This window comes from Alienimonas chondri (assembly GCF_013036045.1).
Classification (GTDB): Bacteria; Planctomycetota; Planctomycetia; order Planctomycetales; family Planctomycetaceae; genus Alienimonas; species Alienimonas chondri.
Map to the genome: position 1 here is coordinate 21,896 of NZ_WTPX01000014.1, position 18,770 is coordinate 40,665.

Sequence of the window (18,770 nt, forward strand, 5' to 3'; positions counted from 1 at the left end):
TCAGAGCGGGCCGATTTGAGTGGGGAAGACCAGCACCGAGAGCGCCGCGTAGGCCATCGTCGGCAGCAATCCCAGCAGGAACAGCCCCCAGCGAATCGCCCGGTGCCGCAGACCGAGCCAGTCGAGGTAACTCTCGACCGCCGGCCCGGCGAAGAACAGGACGTTGACCAGCAGAACCCCCGCGAAGACGTTCCCCCAGAACGCCGGTGCGGCGTAGGTCTCCGGCCCGCACAACAGCGCCAGCGGACTGCACAGTCCGGCGAGGACCAGGTTGAACACGATTCGCAGCCGCTCCCAACTCAGGAAGATCGCCTTCAACTCGGCCTGACCGAACTTCGCGGCACCGTCTGCGGGAGCGATGGGGTCGGCGCTCAGTTCAGCGGTCGTCTCGGGCGGCATGCGGGAACGGCGGCGGTCGGATCGGAACCGCTTTAGGATACCAGATGACGCCGGCGCCCCGTCGCGTTCACTCCGATCTCGCTTCGCCCCGCCCCCATGCCCGCTGCCGGATCTCCCGACATCCCGTCAGAGTCGAAAGCGGGGAAACGGGTTCGTCGCGTGGGCATCGACCTGGGGACGACGTTCAGTTCGCTGGCGGTGCTGGATAAGCACGGAAACCCGGTCAGCGTACCGAACGCGGCCGGCGAACTGGCGACGCCGTCCGTCGTGCTGTTCGAACCCGGCGGGAAGGTCGTCGTCGGCACCGAAGCCGCCCGCCGGGCCGTCAGCGACGGGGGTCGCGTCGTCCAACAGGCGAAGCGGTTCCTCTCCGAGCCGGGGAAACGTTGGGAGATCGGCGACCGCAAGGTCACGCCCACGGAGGTCAGCGCCCTGATCCTCCGTGAACTGCTGCGCTCGGCCCGCGCGCGGTTCGGCGAGTTGGACGAGGCGGTCGTCACGGTCCCGGTGCAGTTCGGCGACGCCGAGCGCCGCCGCACCGTCGTCGCGGCGAAGTCCGCGGGGCTGAAGCGGGTCACGCTGATCGACGAACCCGTCGCGGCAGCCCTCGATCACATCCTCGCCGGCCCGAACGCCGAGGAGGGCGGGCTGTGGTTTACCGAACTCGCCGACGAAACCACCGTGCTGGTGTTCGACCTCGGCGGCGGCACCCTGGACTTAGCCGTCGTCGAATACGGAGCGAACGGAGTGAAAGTGCGGGCCGCGGGCGGGGACCCGAAGTTGGGCGGCGTGGACTTCACCGCCGCGATCGCGGACGCCCTCGCGGGCCAGTTCGCCCGGGAGAACGCGGACCTCGACATCCTCGCCGATCCCCGCGACGACGTGGATTCCGAACAGGCGCTGATGAACGAAGCGGAGGACGTAAAGCGCTCGCTGTCCGTCCGCGAAGCGACGCAGATCAACATCGTCCACGCCGGGCGCCGCAAAAGTTATAAGGTCGAACGCGACCAACTGAACGCCCTCACCGCCCATCTCGTCAAGCGGGCCGAGGAGCAGGTGACGGCCCTCATTCGCGAGCACACCAAGGGCTGGGGCGAGATCGACGCGGTCCTGCTGACCGGCGGATCGACCCGCATCCCCGCCGTGCGGGCGATGCTGAAGCGGTTGGCGGGCACGACCCCCAGCACGGAACTCTCGCCGGATCAATCGGTCGCGCACGGCGCCTGCCTGTACGCGGGGCTACTGGCGCAAGACGAGGCATTCGCGAAGAACCTGCTCGGCGATCGGGCGGACGACGGCGAGTGGCAGGACAAGCTCTCGAAAGCCGTCCCCACCCAGCGAACCGGCCGGGGGCTGGGCATCCTGGTCCGTCAGGCGAAAACCAACGCCCACGTTCCCCACTACCTCATCCCGCCGAACAGCGCGATCCCGGCCTCCGCGACGCAGGTCTACGGCACGGTGCGGCCGGGCCAGCAGCGGGTGCGATTGCGAGTCGTGCAGGCCGGCCCCACGCCGGAGGCGCCCCCGACGGAATTGGGCGACTGTGTCGTCGCCCCGCTGCCGGAGGGGCTCCCTGAGAACGCTCCGATCGCGGTGACCCTCTCGCTGGACGCCAGCGGGCTGGTGCACACGACCGCCGTCGAACAAACCGGCGGCGTCCGGGCCGAGGCGAAGATCGTGCCGCCGGACGTCCAACGCTCCAAAGCGAAACCCGCAGCCGCGTCGCCGAAGCCGTCGAGTCCCGGATCAAAGAGCGAGGAGATCTCGGAATCGCTCGCGGAGAAGCCGACGACCATCGGTTCTCAACCGCCGCCGCCCGCCCCCAGCCGGACCGGCAAAGAGGCGGATGAAGGCGAGTCGGAGTTCTGGGACATCGTCGCCCCGGAGGTGAAGAAGCAGCGTCGCAAGCGGCCTGCCGGGAAACGCACCTGACGCCGAGGCTCCGCGGAGCCTCGGCGTTGCTGAAACGTTCACATCACCTGCAGCACGCGTTCCAGGAACTCCTGGTTCGTCTCGAATTTCTGGAGCGTCCGCGACAGGTCCTCCATCGCCTGCGTGCTCGGCAGGGAGATCAGGCTGCGACGGAGCCGGTTGACGCTCTCGTGCGTCTCCCGATCGAGCAACAGTTCCTCACGACGGGTGGAGGACTGCGGAATGTCGATCGCCGGGAAGATCCGCCGGTCGGCCAGGGAGCGGGACAGAACCAACTCCATGTTGCCGGTCCCCTTGAACTCTTGGAAAATCACGTCGTCGCCGCGGCTGCCGGTCTCGACCAGCACGGTGCCGACGACCGTGACGCTGCCGCCCTCCTCGAACTTCCGGGCGGTGCCGAACAGCTTCTTGGGGATGTCCAGCGCCTTGATGTCGATGCCGCCCTGGGTGACGCGGCCGCTGTTCGTCCACTTGTTGAACGCCCGAGCCAGCCGGGTGATGGAGTCCAGCAGGACGACCACGTCCTTGCCCTCTTCCGCCATCCGCTTGGCCCGCTCGATAACGAGTTGCGAGACGCGAATGTGGCTCTCGACGTCGTGGTCCAGGCTGCTGGCGACGACTTCGCCCCTCACCGTCCGCTGCATCTCCGTGACTTCTTCCGGCCGCTCGTCGATCAGCAGGACGATCAGGTGCACCTCCGGGTGATTCTCGGAGATGCTGTCGGCCATCTCCCGCAGCAACACGGTTTTCCCGCTGCGCGGCGGAGCGACGATCAACGCCCGCTGACCTTTGCCCAGCGGGGTGAGCAGATCCATCACCCGGGTGGAGACGGTGTGCTGGCCGTTCTCCAGGATGATTTGCTCGGTGGGGTTCACCGGGGTGAGCGTGTCGAACTTCGGGACGTCGTCGTATTCCTCCGGGGGCACGCCGTCGACGGAGGTGATGAGCTTCAAACGCGGCCCCTGCCCCCGATTGCCGGGGCCGATCTCGCCGTCGAGCGTCACGCCTTCCCGCAACCGGAAACGGTCGACGAGGGCGCCGGAGACGAACGGATCGGACTCTTGCGCGACGTAGTTATTGCTGGCTTCCCGCAGGAATCCGTAGCCCTTGGGGTGCATTTCGAGCACGCCCGTCACCGGTTCGCCGCTGCCCTTTTGCGGGGCGGGCTTCCCGCCGCCGCGGGGGGCCGGAGCGGCCTGGGCGTTCTCTCCGCCGCCCTTCTTGCCGCGACGACCGCGACGAGACTTCTTTCCCCCGGCGTTCTGTCCGCCGCGGTTCGAATCGAGCGTCTCCGCCAGCTTTTCGACCGCCAGCGATTTAGCGACCGAGGGCGGCAGACGCACGCCGAAGTCGTCGCCGCTCGTCACCGACCGCTTCGGCTTCACGACCGCGGCGGCAGCCGGGTTGATCGGCACGCGGGGGGCGTCGTCTTCGTTGCCGAAGTCGAATTCGGAGAGATCGATCTCCTCCTCCTTCGGCTCCGCCTTCTTCGCTCGGCTGCGCTTGGGAGCGGCCTTCTTCGCGGTCGACTTCTTCGCCCCGCTTTTTGCGGTCGAAGAGCGGCGGCGGGTCGGCGTTTTCTTGCCGGCGTCTTCCTCGCCGTCGGACGCTTCGGCCTCTTCGTCCGCGGCCTTCGCGGTCTTGCGGCGCGTCGTCTTGCGACGGGCGGGCTTCTTCTCAGGCTCCTCGGCCAGCCCGGATCCGAACCCGTCTTCGGAGGCCTCGGCGGAATCGGTCGATTCCGTGTCGGTCTCCGTTTTCTTGACGGAGCGGGACCGGCGGCGGGCGGCGCCGCGGCGGGCCGCGGGGGCGTCGAGTTCGGCGGTGGTGTCCGTCTCCTCGGAGACGGCAGCGGTGGCGGACGGCATAGGGCCGAAGTTCCTCACACGATCAACAAGTAAACGAAATCAGACGCGACCGACCCCGATCGAGATGGGGACGCGACCGCAAGCTGGCCCGAACGGCCGACAGAAAGCGAGAGAGGCGTCACAGGCCGTACGGCCCGGGTGATGACGGCGGCAAACAGAGCGGATCTCCCGTTCCCCGGGACCGCCGAGTCCGCAGCGACGGAGAGCGTCGCGACGCACGCTGCCCCGGGACAGGGGCGAGGGCAACCGACCGTGCCGATGCCCCGGCGAAGTTCGCCAGAAACAAACGCGGCGCAAGCCGGATGCAGATGCAGAACGTTCGCCCCGAACCCGCTCGCGCTATCCCTGCAGCGAGGAGAATCGCGAGACGCGACGCTCGGAAGGGAAAGCCCGGCCGACCACCCGCGGAACCTGACGAAAACGCGTCTCCAATGAGGACGAACTGCGTCCTGCGAGACGTGACGGATCGATGCCGCCGCGGACGTCGTGATCGACGAGACGCGAAAAGAACCGACCCGGTCAGGGCGGAAAGAGGCCGACGGGAGGAACCCGGGGCAGCGATCGGGAGAAACGGGAACCGTCCGACGGCCCCGAGGCCCGACCTGCGGGAATCCTAGCCATCCCCGCTGCCATGTCAATCGCAGTCCCGCCCCGCCGTGCGGGCTGCGACGATTCCACGGGCCATCGCCCGCATGATCCCCCTTCCCGTCGCCGGCCCGTCGCGTCGCCGATGTCGGAGGACACCGCTCGCGGCGTGGCGAGAGCCGACGGGCCGCCGGTAGGTTGCTTCCCGCCGGCTCGCCCGCAGTCGCACTCGAACCGCCCCCGTGCCCCGAATCCGTCCGATGCCGAGCGTCGCTTCCCCCCGCCCCTCACGGGCCGTCCCATTGCTCCTGGCGCTTGCCGCGGGGCTGTTCGCGGCGACGCCGCTCCGATCCGCCGTGGCTCAGGAACGCCCCGCGGGCTTGGCCGCTTCGGCCTATGCGTTGGTCGGCGGGACGGTGCGAACCTCGCCGGACGCGGAGCCGTTCATCGGTACGGTCGTCGCCCGCGACGGCCTGATCGTCGCCGCCGGCCCGACGGACGAAGTGACGGTCCCCGCGGATGCGGAAGAGATCGATTGCACCGGCCTGTACCTCTACGCCGGGTTTCTCGACGCGGCGACCGACCGACCGCTGGACGACAGCCGGATTCCCGATCCGGTCGACGGCCGCAAGGTCAACCAGAGCCGTTACGTCCTCGCCGCGACGCGGGCCGACAATCGCCGCGGCCTCACGCCGGAGTTCCCCGCCCAGGAGGGTCTTGAGGAGGGCGACAAGACGATGAAGTCCCTGCGGGAAGCCGGCTTCACCGCGGTGCATCTCGTGCCCCGCGGACGGATCGCGGGGGGACGGACGGCGCTGGTCACCACCGCGAACGCGCCGCTGCGGGAGACGCTTTCCGCCGAGGGGTTGTTCGCCGCGATGGATCTCTCGCGGCTCTCCGGCCGGGAGTATCCGAACACGCTGATGGGTACGTTCGCCCATATCCGCCAGGCGTTCGAGGATGCCCAGCGGCACACCTTGCATCAGAAACTGTGGGACGACGGCGCTCCCGGCGTGCCGCGTCCGCCCACCGATCCGACGCTGGACGCCCTCGCGGCGATCCTCGCCGGCGAGATCCCGACGCTGTTCGAGGTCAGCAGCGCCGACGACGCCCGCCGAGCCGTGAACTTCGCCGCGGAGTACGACCTCACGCCCGCCCTCGCCGCCGGCCCCCGCCTCCGGGACGCGGCGTCCCTCTGGAACCCGGCGGCCGCGAATCGTGCCGAGAACGCTCCGGAGGCGATCGTGCTGAGCCTCGATTTCGGCGCGAAACCGAAGCGCGAGGGGTTCAAGAAAGGGGACGCGGAAAAGTCGGACGAGGAGTCGAACGACGCATCAGGCGAGGACGACGCATCGGCCGACGAGGGCGACGAGCCGGACGACGAAGCTAAACCGGACGACGCCCCGGATGACGCTGAGGAGGAGACGGACCCCGCGGACGTGCGTCATCCCGAACCGCTGCGGGCCTATCGGGCACGGTTGGCTCGCTGGCAGGAGGCGGTCGCGACGCCCGCCGCCCTGCACCGTGCCGGAAAGCGGTTCGGGCTGTCCTCCCGCGGATTGAAGAAGCCGAGTGAACTGCTGGAGAATCTCCGACTGGCGATTCAGGCCGGGCTGCCGGAAGACGCCGCGCTCGCCGCGTTGACCGCGGATGCGGCGGAGCTGCTGGGTCAGGGCCGCCGGCTCGGGGCTTTGGAGGCCGGTCGTCAGGCGCACGTCATCGCCCTCACCGGCCCGTTCACGGACGGCGACGCAAAGGTGCGGTACGTCCTGATCGACCGCGAACGGTACGAGTTCAACGAGAAATCCGACCCGATCGACCCCGCGAAGGCCAAGCGGAAAGCCCTGCCCGCCCCCAAGCCGATCCCCGCCCCGGGAACCGGCGACGTGCCGACCGAGACGCGGGCGGATCGCCTCGCCGCCCGCCGCGAGACCGGCGGCAACGTACTGATCGTCGGCGGAACCGTCCTGACCGGGACGGGCGAAACGCTGCCGGCGACCAGCGTGCGGATCACAGCCGGCAAGTTCACGGAGATCGGCCCGGACCTGAAACCCCGGCCGAACGAAACGGTGATCGACGCGACCGGCCGCTATTTGATGCCGGGCATCATCGACACTCACTCGCACATCATGATCACCGAGGGGATCAACGAGGCGACGCGGTCCCTCACCCCGGAAGTGCGGATCGCCGACGTGATCGACACCGACGACGACAGCGAATACCGCGCCCTCGCCGGCGGCGTGACGACCGCCCGGCTGTTCCACGGCAGCGCCAACGTCGTCGGCGGACAGGACGCCGTCGTCAAGCTGCGGTACGGCTCGACCGCCGAGGAGCACAAGTTCGACGGCGCCTTGCAGGGCGTGAAGTTCGCCCTGGGCGAGAACGTGAAGGACTCCAAGACCGCCTTCCCGAACACCCGGCTCGGCGTGGAGGCGACGCTGATGCGAGCCTTCAGCGAAGCGGCCGACTACGCCCGCCGGCAGGCTGCCTACCGCGAAGCGATCGCGGACGATCCGTCAAAGAAAGACACGCTGCTGCCGCCCCGTCGCGACCTGCGGCTCGAAGCGCTGGCGGACATCATCGGCGGCGAGAAGTTCATCCACTCGCACTGCTACCGGGCGGACGAAATCCTGATGCTGATGCGGGTCGCGGAGAGCTTCGACACCCGCGTCGCCAGCCTGCAGCACGTGCTGGAGGGCTACAAAATTGCTCCGGAGATCGCCGCCCACGGAGCGAGCTGCTCCACCTTCGCCGACTGGTGGGCCTACAAGGTCGAGGCGTACGACGCCACGCCGTACAACGCCGCGATCCTCAATGAAGCGGGCGTCAATACGGTTATCAAAAGCGACGACTGGGAACTCATCCGCCACCTCTACTTCGAGGCCGCCAAGCCGGTGAAGTACGGGCACGTCAGCCCGGACGAGGTGATCGCGTTCGTCACGCTCAACGCCGCCCGCGAGCTGGGCGTCGAGGATCGCTTAGGCAGCATTGAACTCGGCAAAGACGCCGATCTCGCGATCTACAACGCCCACCCGCTCAACACCTTCACGCGGGTCGAAACGACGATCGTGGACGGCGAGATCCTGTTCGACCGCTCGCGGGCCGTTACCGCCCTCTCGGACGAAGCTCAGGAACGAACCAAGACCCCGCCGTCCTGGACGTTCCCGGAACAGGCTCTACGTAATCTGACGCTCGATCTGGAGCCGGCCCGCGGCGGCACGTTCGCCCTGGCCGGGGCGACGCTGCACACTTGCGACGATTCACTCGGCGAGGAAGGCGTGATCGAGAACGGCGTGATCGTCGTGCGAGACGGGATGATCGAAGCAGTCGGCGCCGTCGGGTCCATCGACGTGCCGGACGACGTGCCCTTGCTGAACGTCCGCGGCCTGACGATTACCCCCGGCCTGTTCGACTCCGGCACCGAACTGGGCCTGACGGAGATCGGCAAGGTCTCCGAGACGCAGGACTACCGGGAAAGCGGCGACCTCCAACCGGACCTGCGGGCGGGCATCGCGCTGAACCGCGACTCAGAGTTGATCCCCGTCGCCCGCGCCGGCGGCGTCACGCATGCCCTGATTCGCCCCGTCGGCGGTTTGATCGCCGGGCAGGCGAGCGCCGTCAAACTGTCCGGCTGGACGGCCCCGGACATGGTGCTGGAACTGGAAGCCGGCCTGCAGATCAACTGGCCGCAGGAACGCAGCTACAACCCCTTCGACGGCGACAGTTCCGAGAGCGACGACCGCCTCAAGGAGCAGATCGAACAGCTCACCGAGTTTCTGGAGGAAGGGAAACGGTATCTCTCCGCGGTGAAGGCCGCCGAGGGCGACGAAAACGCGATCGGCCCGGTGCCGGACCCGCGGTTCGAGGCGCTCGCTCCCTACCTCAGCGGCGAGAAGCCCGTCTTCTTCGAGGCGAACACCACCCGGCAGATCGCCCAAAGCCTCGCGTTTGCGGAGAAGTTCGGTCTCAAGCCGATCATCACCGGCGCCGCGGACGCTTGGAAGCTGGCGGATGTCCTCGCGGAGAAGGACGTGCCGGTGATCATCGGCCCGGTGATGCGGCGACCGACGGAAGACCACGATCCGTACGACGCCCCCTACGCCAACCCGGGCCGTCTGTACGAGGCGGGCGTGACGTTCTGCCTCCACTCGGACGAGGCCAGCAACAGCCGGAACGTCCCCTTCGAAGCGGCCCAAGCCGTCGCCTACGGATTGCCGGAGCAAGCCGCGCTGCGGGCGATCACCGCGGACGCCGCGGCGATCCTCGGCGTCGCCGATCGGGCGGGCACGCTCTCCCCCGGCAAACGGGCGAGCCTGGTGATCGCGGACGGTTCGCCGCTGCAAATCACCTCGGACATCAAAGCGGTGTTCGTCGACGGCATTCCGCACGCCCCGGAGAGCCGCCAGACGCGGTTCTACGACCGGTACCTCCAACGCCTGCGGACCCCGGAGGCCAGCCCGGCGATGCGGTAGCCCCCGCCCCCGCGGGCGCTTCCGCCGGTCAGTACGTCCCGATGCCTTCGATCTCGTCGATCAGCAGGACTTGGCGGCCGTTGGCGTAGGCGGAGGGGTCGGCACGGAACTTGGCCCGGGTCTCCGCGGACTGGAAGAGGAACAGGTCGTCCCGCCAGATCGCGGCGTGCTTCGTGCTGCCCGGGACGGCCCGGCCTTCGTCGCGGTAGAGCACGGGATCGCAGCCTAGCAGCTTCGGGGCGTAGCGGTCGGCGTTCATGTAGAACTTGTCGAACGCGGCGTCGTCGGCCAGAAAATACGTGATGCCCTGGTGTTCCCACTGGAAGTCGCGGGCGCCGCGGACCCACTGCCGTTGATCGTGCAGCGTCACCGGGCAGAAGCCCCGCATGCCGAGCAGCTTGCGGGAGGGACGACGAGCGACGCGCGGCGAGCCGACGACCGGCCGACGCATCTCCCGTTCGTTCGACGGCTGGCCGGAGGACGCGGGGGGATCGGCGGCGAGCGGGTCGGTCGTCGGTTTCGGGCCGAACGGGTCCGGGTAGTCGCCGAAGGTGTCGCCCCGCGGCGCCGCGGAGCCGCCTGCGTTGGACGGACCGTCGCTGGCGGAATCGCCGAACGCTCCGCCGAAGGCCGCATCAGGTACCGCCGGGCTGAGGCTCGGGTCGGACTGCTTCGGTTCGGGCGCCGCCAGACCCGGGAAGGACGGATCTTCGAAGGGGGTGCGTTTGGCGATCGACTTCGGCGAGTCCACCGCCAGTCGGGCGCCGAGGTCCGGCTGCGGGAGGGAGCGCAGCGAGACGTACTGCCCCGCGACCGCCCGCACCCGACGGGCGTAATCGTCCGGCTGTTTGAGGCCGCTCATCTGACCAAGCACCCGACCGTCCGGCGTCAGGAGCACGTCGGCGGGGATACCGCGGACGCCGTACTTCTGGGCGGCCGCCTTGTTGCGATCGAAGTCGAGATGCACGCCGACGGCGTCGGTCCGCAGCACGTCCGTGACGGTCCGCGAGTGCAAGATCGGCTTCATCTGCTGGCACGGTCCGCACCAGTCGGCGCTGAAGTGCACGAGTAGGGGCCGATCCGCCCGCTGCGCCGCTGCGAATCCGGCGTCCAGGTTGCCGAGCCACTCCCCCGCCCCGGCGGTCGGTCCCTGGGCGCACGCGACTGCGGCGCAAACGGCCAGGGCCGTCAGAAATGAGTGAGGGGAACCACTGCGCACCGCCGAACTCCAACCGGGACCCGGGAATCGGGGTCATCGGTCGGTCGGCCGCCGTCGCTTCAGTCAAACCCGGCGAGGCCGTTCAAAAAGTTGGCCAGCAGGGCGTCGCCGTGCGGGGTCAGCACGCTCTCGGGGTGAAACTGCACCCCTCGTACCGGCCGGGTGCGGTGGGCGAAGGCCATGATCGTTCCGTCGTCCAGCGAGGCGGTCACGGCTAGTTCGTCCGGCAGCGTGGCGGGATCTGCGACGAGGGAGTGATACCGGCCGCAGGGCATCGGATTCGGCAAGCCGGCGAACAGGTCCACGCCGTCGTGCCGGACCGCCGCGGCGACGCCGTGCGCCGGTTCGCCGCGCACGATTCGCCCTCCCAACGCCGCGGCGATCGCCTGATGCCCCAGGCACACGCCGAGCAGCGGCACCTCCCAGTCCGTGCAGGCGGCGCGGGCCAGCGTCAGGCAGACGCCCGCCTCCGCCGGAGAGCACGGGCCGGGCGAGAGAATCACCGCCTCCGGTTTCATCGCCCGCGCTTCGGCGAGCGTGACGGCGTCGTTTCGCCGGACGGTCGCCGGTCGCCCCAACTCCGCGCACGACCGGGCGAGGTTGTGGGCGAAGGAGTCGTAATTGTCGACCAGAAGGATCACAGCGGGATGGTAGCCGCTCCGGTCAGGAGAGCGGTTCGCTCGAGGCGTCAAACGCTCGCAGGGTCGCGGCGGCCTTGTGGAGGGTCTCCTCATACTCCGCCGCCGGATCGCTGCGGGCGGTGATGCCGCCGCCGACCGGGACGACGCAGCGCCCCGTCGCCCGATGCCGGGTGACCGTGCGGATCAGCACGTTCGCGTCCAGCGAGCCGTCCCGCCCCGCCCAGAACAAACTGCCGCAATAGGGGCCGCGGGCGGCGGGTTCGAGGTCGTGGATGATCTCCATCGCCCGGACCTTCGGCGCCCCGGTGATCGACCCGCACGGGAACGCCGCGGCGAGCAGACTCCACCGATCCTCGTCCGGCCGCAGCGTGCCGCGGACTTCGCTGACGAGATGGGCGACGGTTTCGTAGCGTTCCAGTTCGCAGAGCGCCGGCGCCCGCACGCTGCCCGGGGCGCACACCCGCGACAGGTCGTTGCGGAGCAGATCGACGATCATCACGTTCTCCGCCCGATCCTTGCCGGACTGCCGCAGTTCGTCGCCCACCCAAAGATCGAGCGTGGGCGACGCCTTCCTCCGCCGCGTCCCCTTGATCGGCCGGGCTTCGACCTCCGCCGCCCCCGTCTCCGGATTCACGGCGACCGACAGAAACCGTTCCGGTGAGGCACTGACGACATCGAAGCCGCCGTCGCCCCCTTCCCCGCCGTCGTCCCCTTCCCCGCCGCCGCCGAGCGGAAACAGACCGGCGAACGGGGCTGGATTCGCTTGGCGAACGCGCTCGTACAGATCGACCGCGGACCCGTCGAAGGTCGTCAGCAGCGGCTGGGAGAGGTTCGCCTGAAAGATGTCTCCCGCACAGATCAGCTCGACCGTCTCCGCGACCGCGGCTTCGTACTCCGCCCGGGTGAAGGGACTCCGCACGCCGGGGGCGATCTCCGGTCCCACCGACGCCGGCCACGGGGATGACCGCCGGGCCTCCGGCGCCGGCTGGGGCGGGCGGGCCAATCGGGCAAGCGCCCCGTCGAGCCGCTGTTGTGCCCGCGTCGCTGATGGAGCTTCGTTCCGCGTTATCCCCGTGGAAATCGCCCAGGCCCGGCCGATGTCGTGATCCCACGCGATCAGCCAGTCCGCCAGCAAGACGCTGGCCACAGGCGGGATGCCGATTTCACGCCAGACCTCTCCCGCCTCCGGCGCCGGGAGACGTTCGAAGTGCCCGCCGAACTCGTATCCCAGCAGCCCCACCGCCCCGCCCTGAAACGGAGGCAGTCCTGCGATCGCTGGCGCTTTGTTTCGATCCAGCAGGGAGCGCAGCGGAGCAAACGGTTCGTCCCCCGTCCCCAGCGGGAGGTCCGTCGCATCCGCGGTGAGAAATGAATACCGCCCCAGTCGACCGGGCCGGGAGACGCTCTCCAAAAGCACCGGCGCGGCGTCCGCGACCTGCCGCAGCGCGGTCGGGACCGTCGGCGGAGGCGTCAATTCCTGAACGAGCGGGGCCTTCATCCGTCCGCCTCCGTCGATCGCGCCGCCGCTCGAGGGGCGACGGCGCTGGCCTCGTCTTCCGTCAGCATGCCCCACTGCAGGGCTTCGTCCTGCACATATACTTTACCCAGCGTGAGGGCCGTCGAGGCTTTGGCCAACTCGTACCCGAGATAGAAGGCATGCGAAGCCGATAGCGGACGCCCAGCATCTGCCGCGGCCTTCTCTGCCGCGTCGAACACTCGAAACGGATCCCGTCCGGTATGAAGGCCGTCTCGGTTGAAGAGGTGAATCGAGCGACCGTCGATCAGCACGCGGAAGTTCGCATCCGTCACCGACTCGGCCAGTTCGGCGATCTCCGTCGAGGTCGCCCGCCGCGGCCGGGGATCGCGGAGCATGACCAGTGCATCGGACAGATGCTTCGGAACCGTGCCGCGGTCCGCGGCACACTTCATCAAGCGGCGGGCGGCGTCGAGTTCCCGCACGCTGCTTTGCGCCCACGGGATCACCTGGGTGGTCAGCACGCTGAAGATCCTTCGTTCTTGGCAGAACCCCGCCAACAACGTATTTACCCCCGCCGAATCGACGCCGGTCAACTCCGTCAGGTTCCCCACGCCCATCAGCATCGCCGCGTCGGGGAGCCGGCGACGCACTTCGGAATACCGATCGAGCGACGCCGCGAACCCGAAGTGGATCGGTTCGAGGATCGGATCGAGCCGATGGGCGACGCCGGCCTCGCCGAGGGCCTCGGCGGTGCGGAACAGACTGTCCAGGTCCGACGGCTCATCGGGGATCACGACGAATTCCACGCCGGTCTCGCGGCCCAGCGGATCGGCCCAATCGAGATTCGTCCCGTTGCAAGACAAGACCAGTTCGGCCCCGGCATCGACGGACGCCGTCACCTCGCCGCGGTCGAAGCTGTCGACGCTCACCCGATGCCCTTCGCCCCGCAGCAAGCGGACGAGGTTCGGCACGCGGGCCGTGGGCGCGCCGGGGGTGGCGCCGACGTCGATCAGGTCCGCCCCGTCCGCCCGCATCGCCGCGGCGGTCGCGACGACCTCGGCGTCCGTCAGGCGGGCGGCGTGGTTGATCTCCGCGACGATCTCGATGTCCCACCGCGAAAGGTCCGGCGGTTCACGATCGCCCTCTCCGAAGAACAGCGGCAGATCGTGCAGATCCTTCGGCCCGCGGACGAACGGGAGGCTGAATCGCTCCGACAGCGCCGCGACGTCCAGGTCGCCCAGCCCCGGCAGCACGATCCGGTCGAAGGATTCGCCGCTGGCTTCGATGTGCGGGCCGAGTCGATTCAGCAGGAGAGGCGTGTGCATCAGCGCAGCGACCTGCACGCCGGGGACGGCGACTTCCCATTTAAAATCGTGTCGCCGGCCCAGCGGGGCGAGCGTTCGCCGCAGAGCCGGTTCCGCCAGCTTGCCGGTCACGAACAGGAGGCGCATCCCCGCCCAGCCCGTGGGAGGGTCGCTCACCGCACCGCCCCGCCGTTGACGTTCACGATTTGGCCGGTCACGAAGGAGGCCTCGTCGCTGCACAACCAGCGGGCGCAGCGGGCGATGTCCTCCGGCGTCCCCCAACGCTTGAGCGGCGTCTCCCGCAGCACGCGAGCCTGCCACTCGTCCGGGGCGGTCTCTCCCCACGCCGTGAGGATCCAGCCGGGGGCGACGCAGTTCACCCGGACCTCCGGCGCCAGCGACAGCGCCAGCGAACGGGTGAAGGCCATCACGCCGGCCTTGGCGATGGCAAACAGCTCGCCGCTGTCGCCGTCCATCCCGGTCGCCGCCTGATCCCAGCCGATGTTCAGGATCGCCCCCGAACCGCGCTGCCGCATCGCGGCCCCGACGGTTCGCGACAACAGGGCCGTGGCGGTCACGTCGACCGCCAGCAGGGCCGCGAGCTTCTCCTCATATCCCAACGTCCGCCCGGCGCCGGTCAGCAGATCGACGCCGGCGTTGTTCACCCAGACGTCGGGCGTCCCGATCGCGGCGCCGGCCTCGTCCCACAGACGATCGCATTCGCGGGCGTCTCTCAAGTCGCCGACGAACCGCCCGACGGCGCCGAGTTCTCGACAGAGCGCGTCCAGCTGATTCGCGGACGACCGACAGGTCAGAAAGAGATTCGCCCCGGCCGCTTTCAGCTCAGCGGCGATCGCGGCACCGATGCCGCTGCTCGCCCCCGTCACCACCGCCGTACGGCCGCGCAGAGACGCAAATTCGGCGGGCATCTTCGGGGAGTGATCTGACATTCACGTCATGTTAGCAAACGGCGTCGCGGAGACGCTTATGATGGCACCGGCGCCCATCCCACAGGCACGCAACGCCACATTGCGATGTGACGCAGAATCTCAATCGAGAATATCCGGAATCCTCAATGGCTCATGCTGTCGCTGCGTCCCGCCCAGTACGAACCCCTGCAAACCACTCCGCTGAATGAGAAGACCTGCGGAAATTTGCCGCCGCATCAACATTTACCGTTGACTCAATCTCTTAGCTCGAGAACACTCCCCACAGGAACACGTTTCAACGGCTTTCCCCGGCCCCCCTCAACGCCCGCTTAGAGGCGAGGGGCGAAGGGGATTTCAACGTTGCGGGTCTTCCTTTTAGAGTCCTATCTCAGAGTTCGCCTTGGATCGAAGTTTGTTCGCCTCATCGGCACGCCGCTTGCGGTAGCTCCGATCCGACCGCCGGCCCTCATCGACTTCCGGCACGCTATCGGCCGATCGTCGCTCGATCGGCCGCCTTCCATGTTAACCCCGCCGGTCTGCCGACCGGCTCACACCATCGACCATCTCATGCTCGCCACCGCTGTCGCCCACACGGTCGCTTCGCCTCGCTCGGCCCCGTCCGCTTCGTCCGTCAACAACTCGGTCAACGTGACCGGACGCGCCGGACTCGCCGCTAAGTCTGACGACGTGTTGGACGACGATTTCGGCGCCGGACTCGCCGAAGCGCTGGACGCGGACGCGGATAGCGAACACGACGGACGCTTTCCGGTCCTGCCGGACGCCCTCGAGCAGGATCTCGTCCAGGTCTTCAAGCTGCTGTCGGACGAGACGCGGTTGCGGATTCTGCTGTACCTGGCTCGCGAAGGCGAACTTCACGTGACGGCCCTGTGCAAGCGGCTCTCCCAGAGCCAGCCGGCGGTCTCCCACCACCTGGCGCTGCTGCGGAACGCCGGCATCATCGAGCCCCGCCGTGACGGCAAGCACAACTTCTACAGCATCCGTCAGCAGCGGTTCGTGGGACTGATCGCCGAGTTCTTCGCCTCCGTCCGCGATCCGGAAACCGACGCGGTCGAGTTCGACGAGTTCGTGTTGAGCAAGACGGAGTAACCTTTCTCCCGCAAACTGTGTTGATCACGCCCCGGACGCTCCGAGCGTCCGGGGCGCTTTGCGTTAGGATGCGGGCGTACCCCGTCGCCACCGCTCCGGGGGCTCCCGCCCCCCGCTCGCCTGATGCCTCATTCTTCGCCCAAGCCCGCCAAGCTCGCCCTCGCCGACGGCACCGTCTTTACCGGAGAGCACTTCGGAGCGATCGGCGAAGCCTTCGGCGAAGCGGTCTTCAACACGTCGCTGACGGGTTATCAGGAGATCCTCACGGACCCCTCCTACGCCGGTCAGATCGTGACGATGACCTACCCCGAGATCGGAAACTACGGGGTGAACGCCGACGACGTCGAATCGAAGGGCATCGCGGCACGGGGGTTCGTCGTCCGCGAACTCTGCCGCCGGCCGAGCAACTTCCGCAGTGAGAAGGGGCTGAACGAATACCTCGCGGAAGCCGGCGTGGTGGGGATCAGCGGGGTCGATACGCGGGCGTTGGTGCGCAAGCTCCGCAGCGCCGGGGCGATGACCGCGGTGATCTCTTCGGAGACGCTCGACGACGACGCCCTTGTGGAAAAGGCCTGCAACAGCCCTGAACTCGTCGGTCAGGACCTCATCAGAACGGTGATGCCGGAGTCGGCCGCCAGCTGGGACGAACCGCTGCACAAGTTCGCCGCCCCCAGCGCCGCCCCCCCTTCCCCCAACGACGGCACGCCCGGTCGGACACCGCATGTGGTCGCGATCGACTACGGCATGAAGTGGAACATCCCGAGGCATCTGTCCGCGATGGGATGCAAGGTGACCGTGCTGCCCGGAACCGCGACCGCCGCGGAGGTGCAGGCGCTCAAGCCGGACGGCGTGTTCCTCTCCAACGGCCCCGGCGACCCGCGGCCGCTGGACTATGCGGTCGGCACGATCCGCGAGTTGCTGAACGACGACGTGCCGATCTTCGGCATCTGCCTCGGTCAGCAGCTGTTGGGTCTCGCCTGCGGCGGGGAGATCGAAAAGCTGAAGTTCGGCCACCGCGGCGCCAACCAGCCCGTGCTGGAGAAGGCGACCGGCCGCGTGGAGATCACCAGCCAGAACCACGGCTTCGCCCTCAAAGAAGCGACGCTGCCGGCCGACGTGGAGGTCACGCACGTCAACCTGAACGACGACACCGTCAGCGGCATCCGCCACAAGACGCGGCCGGCGTTCGCCGTGCAGTACCACCCGGAAGCCAGCGCCGGCCCGCACGACAGCGGCCACCTGTTCGCCCGCTTCCGCGAGATGATGTCCAAGGCGTGAGCCTCAAGGCGGAGGGGCGACGGCGGAGGGCGGAAGGAACTCTGCGGTAGCGTTGAGGTAAGTCGTGACGGCGATACCCTCTCCTTCCGCCCTCCGCCTTCCCCCTTCTGTTTTATCCTATGGCTCTCGAACGCACCCTGATCCTCGTCAAGCCGGACGCCGTCCAGCGGCGCCTGACCGGGGAGATCCTCTCCCGCTTGGAGCGCAAAGGGCTGAAGATCGTGGGCTTGAAGATGCTCCGCATCACGCCGGAACTGTCCAGGCAGCACTACGCGGAGCATGTCGAGCGGCCGTTCTACCCGGACCTCGAACAGTTCATCACCAGCGGCCCGGTGGTCGCGCTGTGCGCGGAAGGCCCGGGGGCGATCGCCGTCTGCCGGACGTTGATGGGCGCCACGAACGGCCGTGAAGCCGCCCCCGGCACGATTCGCGGGGACTACGGCCAGAGCCGCAGCATGAACCTGATCCACGGCAGCGACGGCCCCGAAGCCGCCGCCCGCGAGTTGCCGCTGTACTTCCGCGACGAAGAGCTGTTCGACTTCGACAAGCTGATCGAGCCGGTCCTCTACGAAGCGGCCGAGGCCTGAACCGCGGCTTGGACGGACTCCCTAGGCGACCGGCGTCGGTTCTCGGCGGGCCGGTCGCTCGGCGCCGCACATCGGGCAGTTCGCCGGGTCGGCCTCGCCAATACCGCCCGCGACCAGCGCTTCGCCGCATTCGCGGCAGGTGTCCGCCAGCGCATAGCCGCTCGCGGTCAGACGGGCGGCCTCTTCGTCACGCTCGAAGCGCTTCTCCTCGCGCCGTTCGCTCTGCCAGTGGAACAGCGTGCGGAACATCCAGATCGCCGCGGCGGCGGCTGCGATGCCGACCAGCGATTCCGCAACGGAGAGATAGCAGGCGAGCTTCGCGACCGTGAAGTCTCTTCCGACCGGTTCCTGCATCGCGAGGCGACCGGCGATTTGCCCCAGGAGGCCAGCCACGATCCATAGCCCCCACCAGACGCCCAGCAGGCCGGGCACGGCGTTGTCCTGCCAGCGTTCCGGCACGCCGCCTTCGGACCGCGGGCGGCTGGCGCGGAAGAACTCCGCCATGGCCTGATAGGGCCGCACGAGGTTCAGAATCGGGATGAAATACCACCCGACGGCCCACCCCGCGTCGTGTTCCAGCCCGCGGGCAAGCCGATGGGCGTTCGCCCCCGCCCGATAGGTGAGGAAGCAGAAGCACACCACCGTGACCAGGAAGATCAGCAGCATCAGGACCGCGGCGCCGCCCATCGCCACGCCCATCGCTTCGGCGTCGGATTGAAGCGTGTCGTCCAGAAATGCGTCCGGGGACTCGGCCCGCTCGTAAATCGAGAGTTCCCACAAATCGAGCGGGATGAACACGAGATCCATCGCCGCGTTGGCGACCAGCAGGCCGATCACGGCGGTCAACAGCAGGCCGCCGGGGCGGTAGCGGTAGTTCTAGCGGGCCACGGCGTTCGGGGGGGCGGAGGGACGGGACGGCCCCGCCGTTATGGCGGCTCGATTCGTCCGTCGCGAATGTCTCCGGGTTTGGAC

General features: G+C 68.5%; 13 protein-coding genes. 5 read left to right on the plus strand and 8 right to left on the minus strand.

The genetic code is table 11. From position 1 onward, the window contains the following. Positions 1–399: a hypothetical protein gene (locus LzC2_RS03675; protein ID WP_171183882.1), complete on the minus strand. Its 399-nt coding sequence runs from the start codon at positions 397–399 to the stop codon at positions 1–3. A gap of 96 nt (positions 400–495) precedes the next feature. On the opposite strand from LzC2_RS03675, the gene LzC2_RS03680 reads away from it, so the two are divergent. After that, on the plus strand, positions 496–2,331 hold the full coding sequence (locus LzC2_RS03680) for an Hsp70 family protein (RefSeq protein ID WP_171183884.1): 1,836 nt from the start codon (positions 496–498) through the stop codon (positions 2,329–2,331). 38 nt (positions 2,332–2,369) lie between these two features. Here the strand turns inward: LzC2_RS03680 and rho are convergent, their stop codons facing one another. After that, complete coding sequence (gene rho / locus LzC2_RS03685; RefSeq protein WP_171183886.1) at positions 2,370–4,199, minus strand: transcription termination factor Rho; 1,830 nt, start codon at positions 4,197–4,199, stop codon at positions 2,370–2,372. Between the two features lie 845 nt (positions 4,200–5,044). On the opposite strand from rho, the gene LzC2_RS03690 reads away from it, so the two are divergent. After that, positions 5,045–9,256 carry an amidohydrolase family protein gene (locus LzC2_RS03690; RefSeq protein WP_171183888.1) on the plus strand — a complete coding sequence of 1,404 codons (4,212 nt, stop codon included), beginning with the start codon at positions 5,045–5,047 and terminating at the stop codon, positions 9,254–9,256. Between the two features lie 28 nt (positions 9,257–9,284). Here LzC2_RS03690 and LzC2_RS03695 read toward each other — a convergent pair whose 3' ends face one another. From LzC2_RS03695 to LzC2_RS03715, 5 genes are read right to left on the minus strand one after another with little or no spacing between them, the layout of a single operon-like run. Next, on the minus strand, positions 9,285–10,475 hold the full coding sequence (locus LzC2_RS03695; protein ID WP_171183891.1) for a thioredoxin domain-containing protein: 1,191 nt from the start codon (positions 10,473–10,475) through the stop codon (positions 9,285–9,287). 59 nt (positions 10,476–10,534) lie between these two features. Next, complete coding sequence (locus tag LzC2_RS03700) at positions 10,535–11,116, minus strand: anthranilate synthase component II (RefSeq protein WP_171183892.1); 582 nt, start codon at positions 11,114–11,116, stop codon at positions 10,535–10,537. A 22-nt stretch (positions 11,117–11,138) separates the two neighbouring features. Beyond that, complete coding sequence (locus LzC2_RS03705) at positions 11,139–12,614, minus strand: anthranilate synthase component I family protein (RefSeq protein ID WP_171183894.1); 1,476 nt, start codon at positions 12,612–12,614, stop codon at positions 11,139–11,141. After that, positions 12,611–14,074: a DUF6513 domain-containing protein gene (locus LzC2_RS03710; RefSeq protein WP_315854522.1), complete on the minus strand. Its 1,464-nt coding sequence runs from the start codon at positions 14,072–14,074 to the stop codon at positions 12,611–12,613. The genes LzC2_RS03705 and LzC2_RS03710 overlap by 4 nt, the downstream gene beginning before the upstream one ends. Further along, a complete protein-coding gene (locus tag LzC2_RS03715; RefSeq protein WP_171183896.1) occupies positions 14,071–14,826 on the minus strand; it encodes an SDR family NAD(P)-dependent oxidoreductase in 756 nt (251 codons plus the stop codon). Before LzC2_RS03715 ends, LzC2_RS03710 begins: the two co-directional genes overlap by 4 nt. 771 nt (positions 14,827–15,597) lie before the next feature. Here LzC2_RS03715 and LzC2_RS22945 point away from each other — a divergent pair. The 3 genes from LzC2_RS22945 to ndk all read left to right on the plus strand — a co-directional run bounded on the left by LzC2_RS22945 (position 15,598) and on the right by ndk (position 17,798). Next, positions 15,598–15,933, plus strand: a complete 336-nt coding sequence (locus LzC2_RS22945) for an ArsR/SmtB family transcription factor (RefSeq protein WP_349771123.1) — start codon at positions 15,598–15,600, stop codon at positions 15,931–15,933. Positions 15,934–16,056: 123 nt separating this feature from the next. After that, positions 16,057–17,211 carry a glutamine-hydrolyzing carbamoyl-phosphate synthase small subunit gene (gene carA, locus LzC2_RS03725; protein WP_171183900.1) on the plus strand — a complete coding sequence of 385 codons (1,155 nt, stop codon included), beginning with the start codon at positions 16,057–16,059 and terminating at the stop codon, positions 17,209–17,211. 119 nt (positions 17,212–17,330) lie between these two features. Continuing rightward, positions 17,331–17,798: a nucleoside-diphosphate kinase gene (gene ndk, locus LzC2_RS03730; RefSeq protein WP_171183902.1), complete on the plus strand. Its 468-nt coding sequence runs from the start codon at positions 17,331–17,333 to the stop codon at positions 17,796–17,798. A 21-nt stretch (positions 17,799–17,819) separates the two neighbouring features. On the opposite strand, the gene LzC2_RS03735 is transcribed toward ndk, so the two are convergent. Continuing rightward, positions 17,820–18,635 carry a DUF4328 domain-containing protein gene (locus LzC2_RS03735; protein WP_315854524.1) on the minus strand — a complete coding sequence of 272 codons (816 nt, stop codon included), beginning with the start codon at positions 18,633–18,635 and terminating at the stop codon, positions 17,820–17,822. Positions 18,636–18,770: the final 135 nt, after the last annotated feature.

What these genes read in the sequence shown, in the direction of transcription:
- LzC2_RS03675 (WP_171183882.1), bottom strand. Translation starts at nt 399, where the DNA reads ATGCCGCCCGAGACGACCGCTGAACTGAGCGCCGACCCCATCGCTCCC.
- LzC2_RS03680 (WP_171183884.1), top strand. Translation starts at nt 496, where the DNA reads ATGCCCGCTGCCGGATCTCCCGACATCCCGTCAGAGTCGAAAGCGGGG.
- rho (WP_171183886.1), bottom strand. Translation starts at nt 4,199, where the DNA reads ATGCCGTCCGCCACCGCTGCCGTCTCCGAGGAGACGGACACCACCGCC.
- LzC2_RS03690 (WP_171183888.1), top strand. Translation starts at nt 5,045, where the DNA reads ATGCCGAGCGTCGCTTCCCCCCGCCCCTCACGGGCCGTCCCATTGCTC.
- LzC2_RS03705 (WP_171183894.1), bottom strand. Translation starts at nt 12,614, where the DNA reads ATGAAGGCCCCGCTCGTTCAGGAATTGACGCCTCCGCCGACGGTCCCG.
- LzC2_RS03715 (WP_171183896.1), bottom strand. Translation starts at nt 14,826, where the DNA reads ATGCCCGCCGAATTTGCGTCTCTGCGCGGCCGTACGGCGGTGGTGACG.
- carA (WP_171183900.1), top strand. Translation starts at nt 16,057, where the DNA reads ATGCCTCATTCTTCGCCCAAGCCCGCCAAGCTCGCCCTCGCCGACGGC.
- ndk (WP_171183902.1), top strand. Translation starts at nt 17,331, where the DNA reads ATGGCTCTCGAACGCACCCTGATCCTCGTCAAGCCGGACGCCGTCCAG.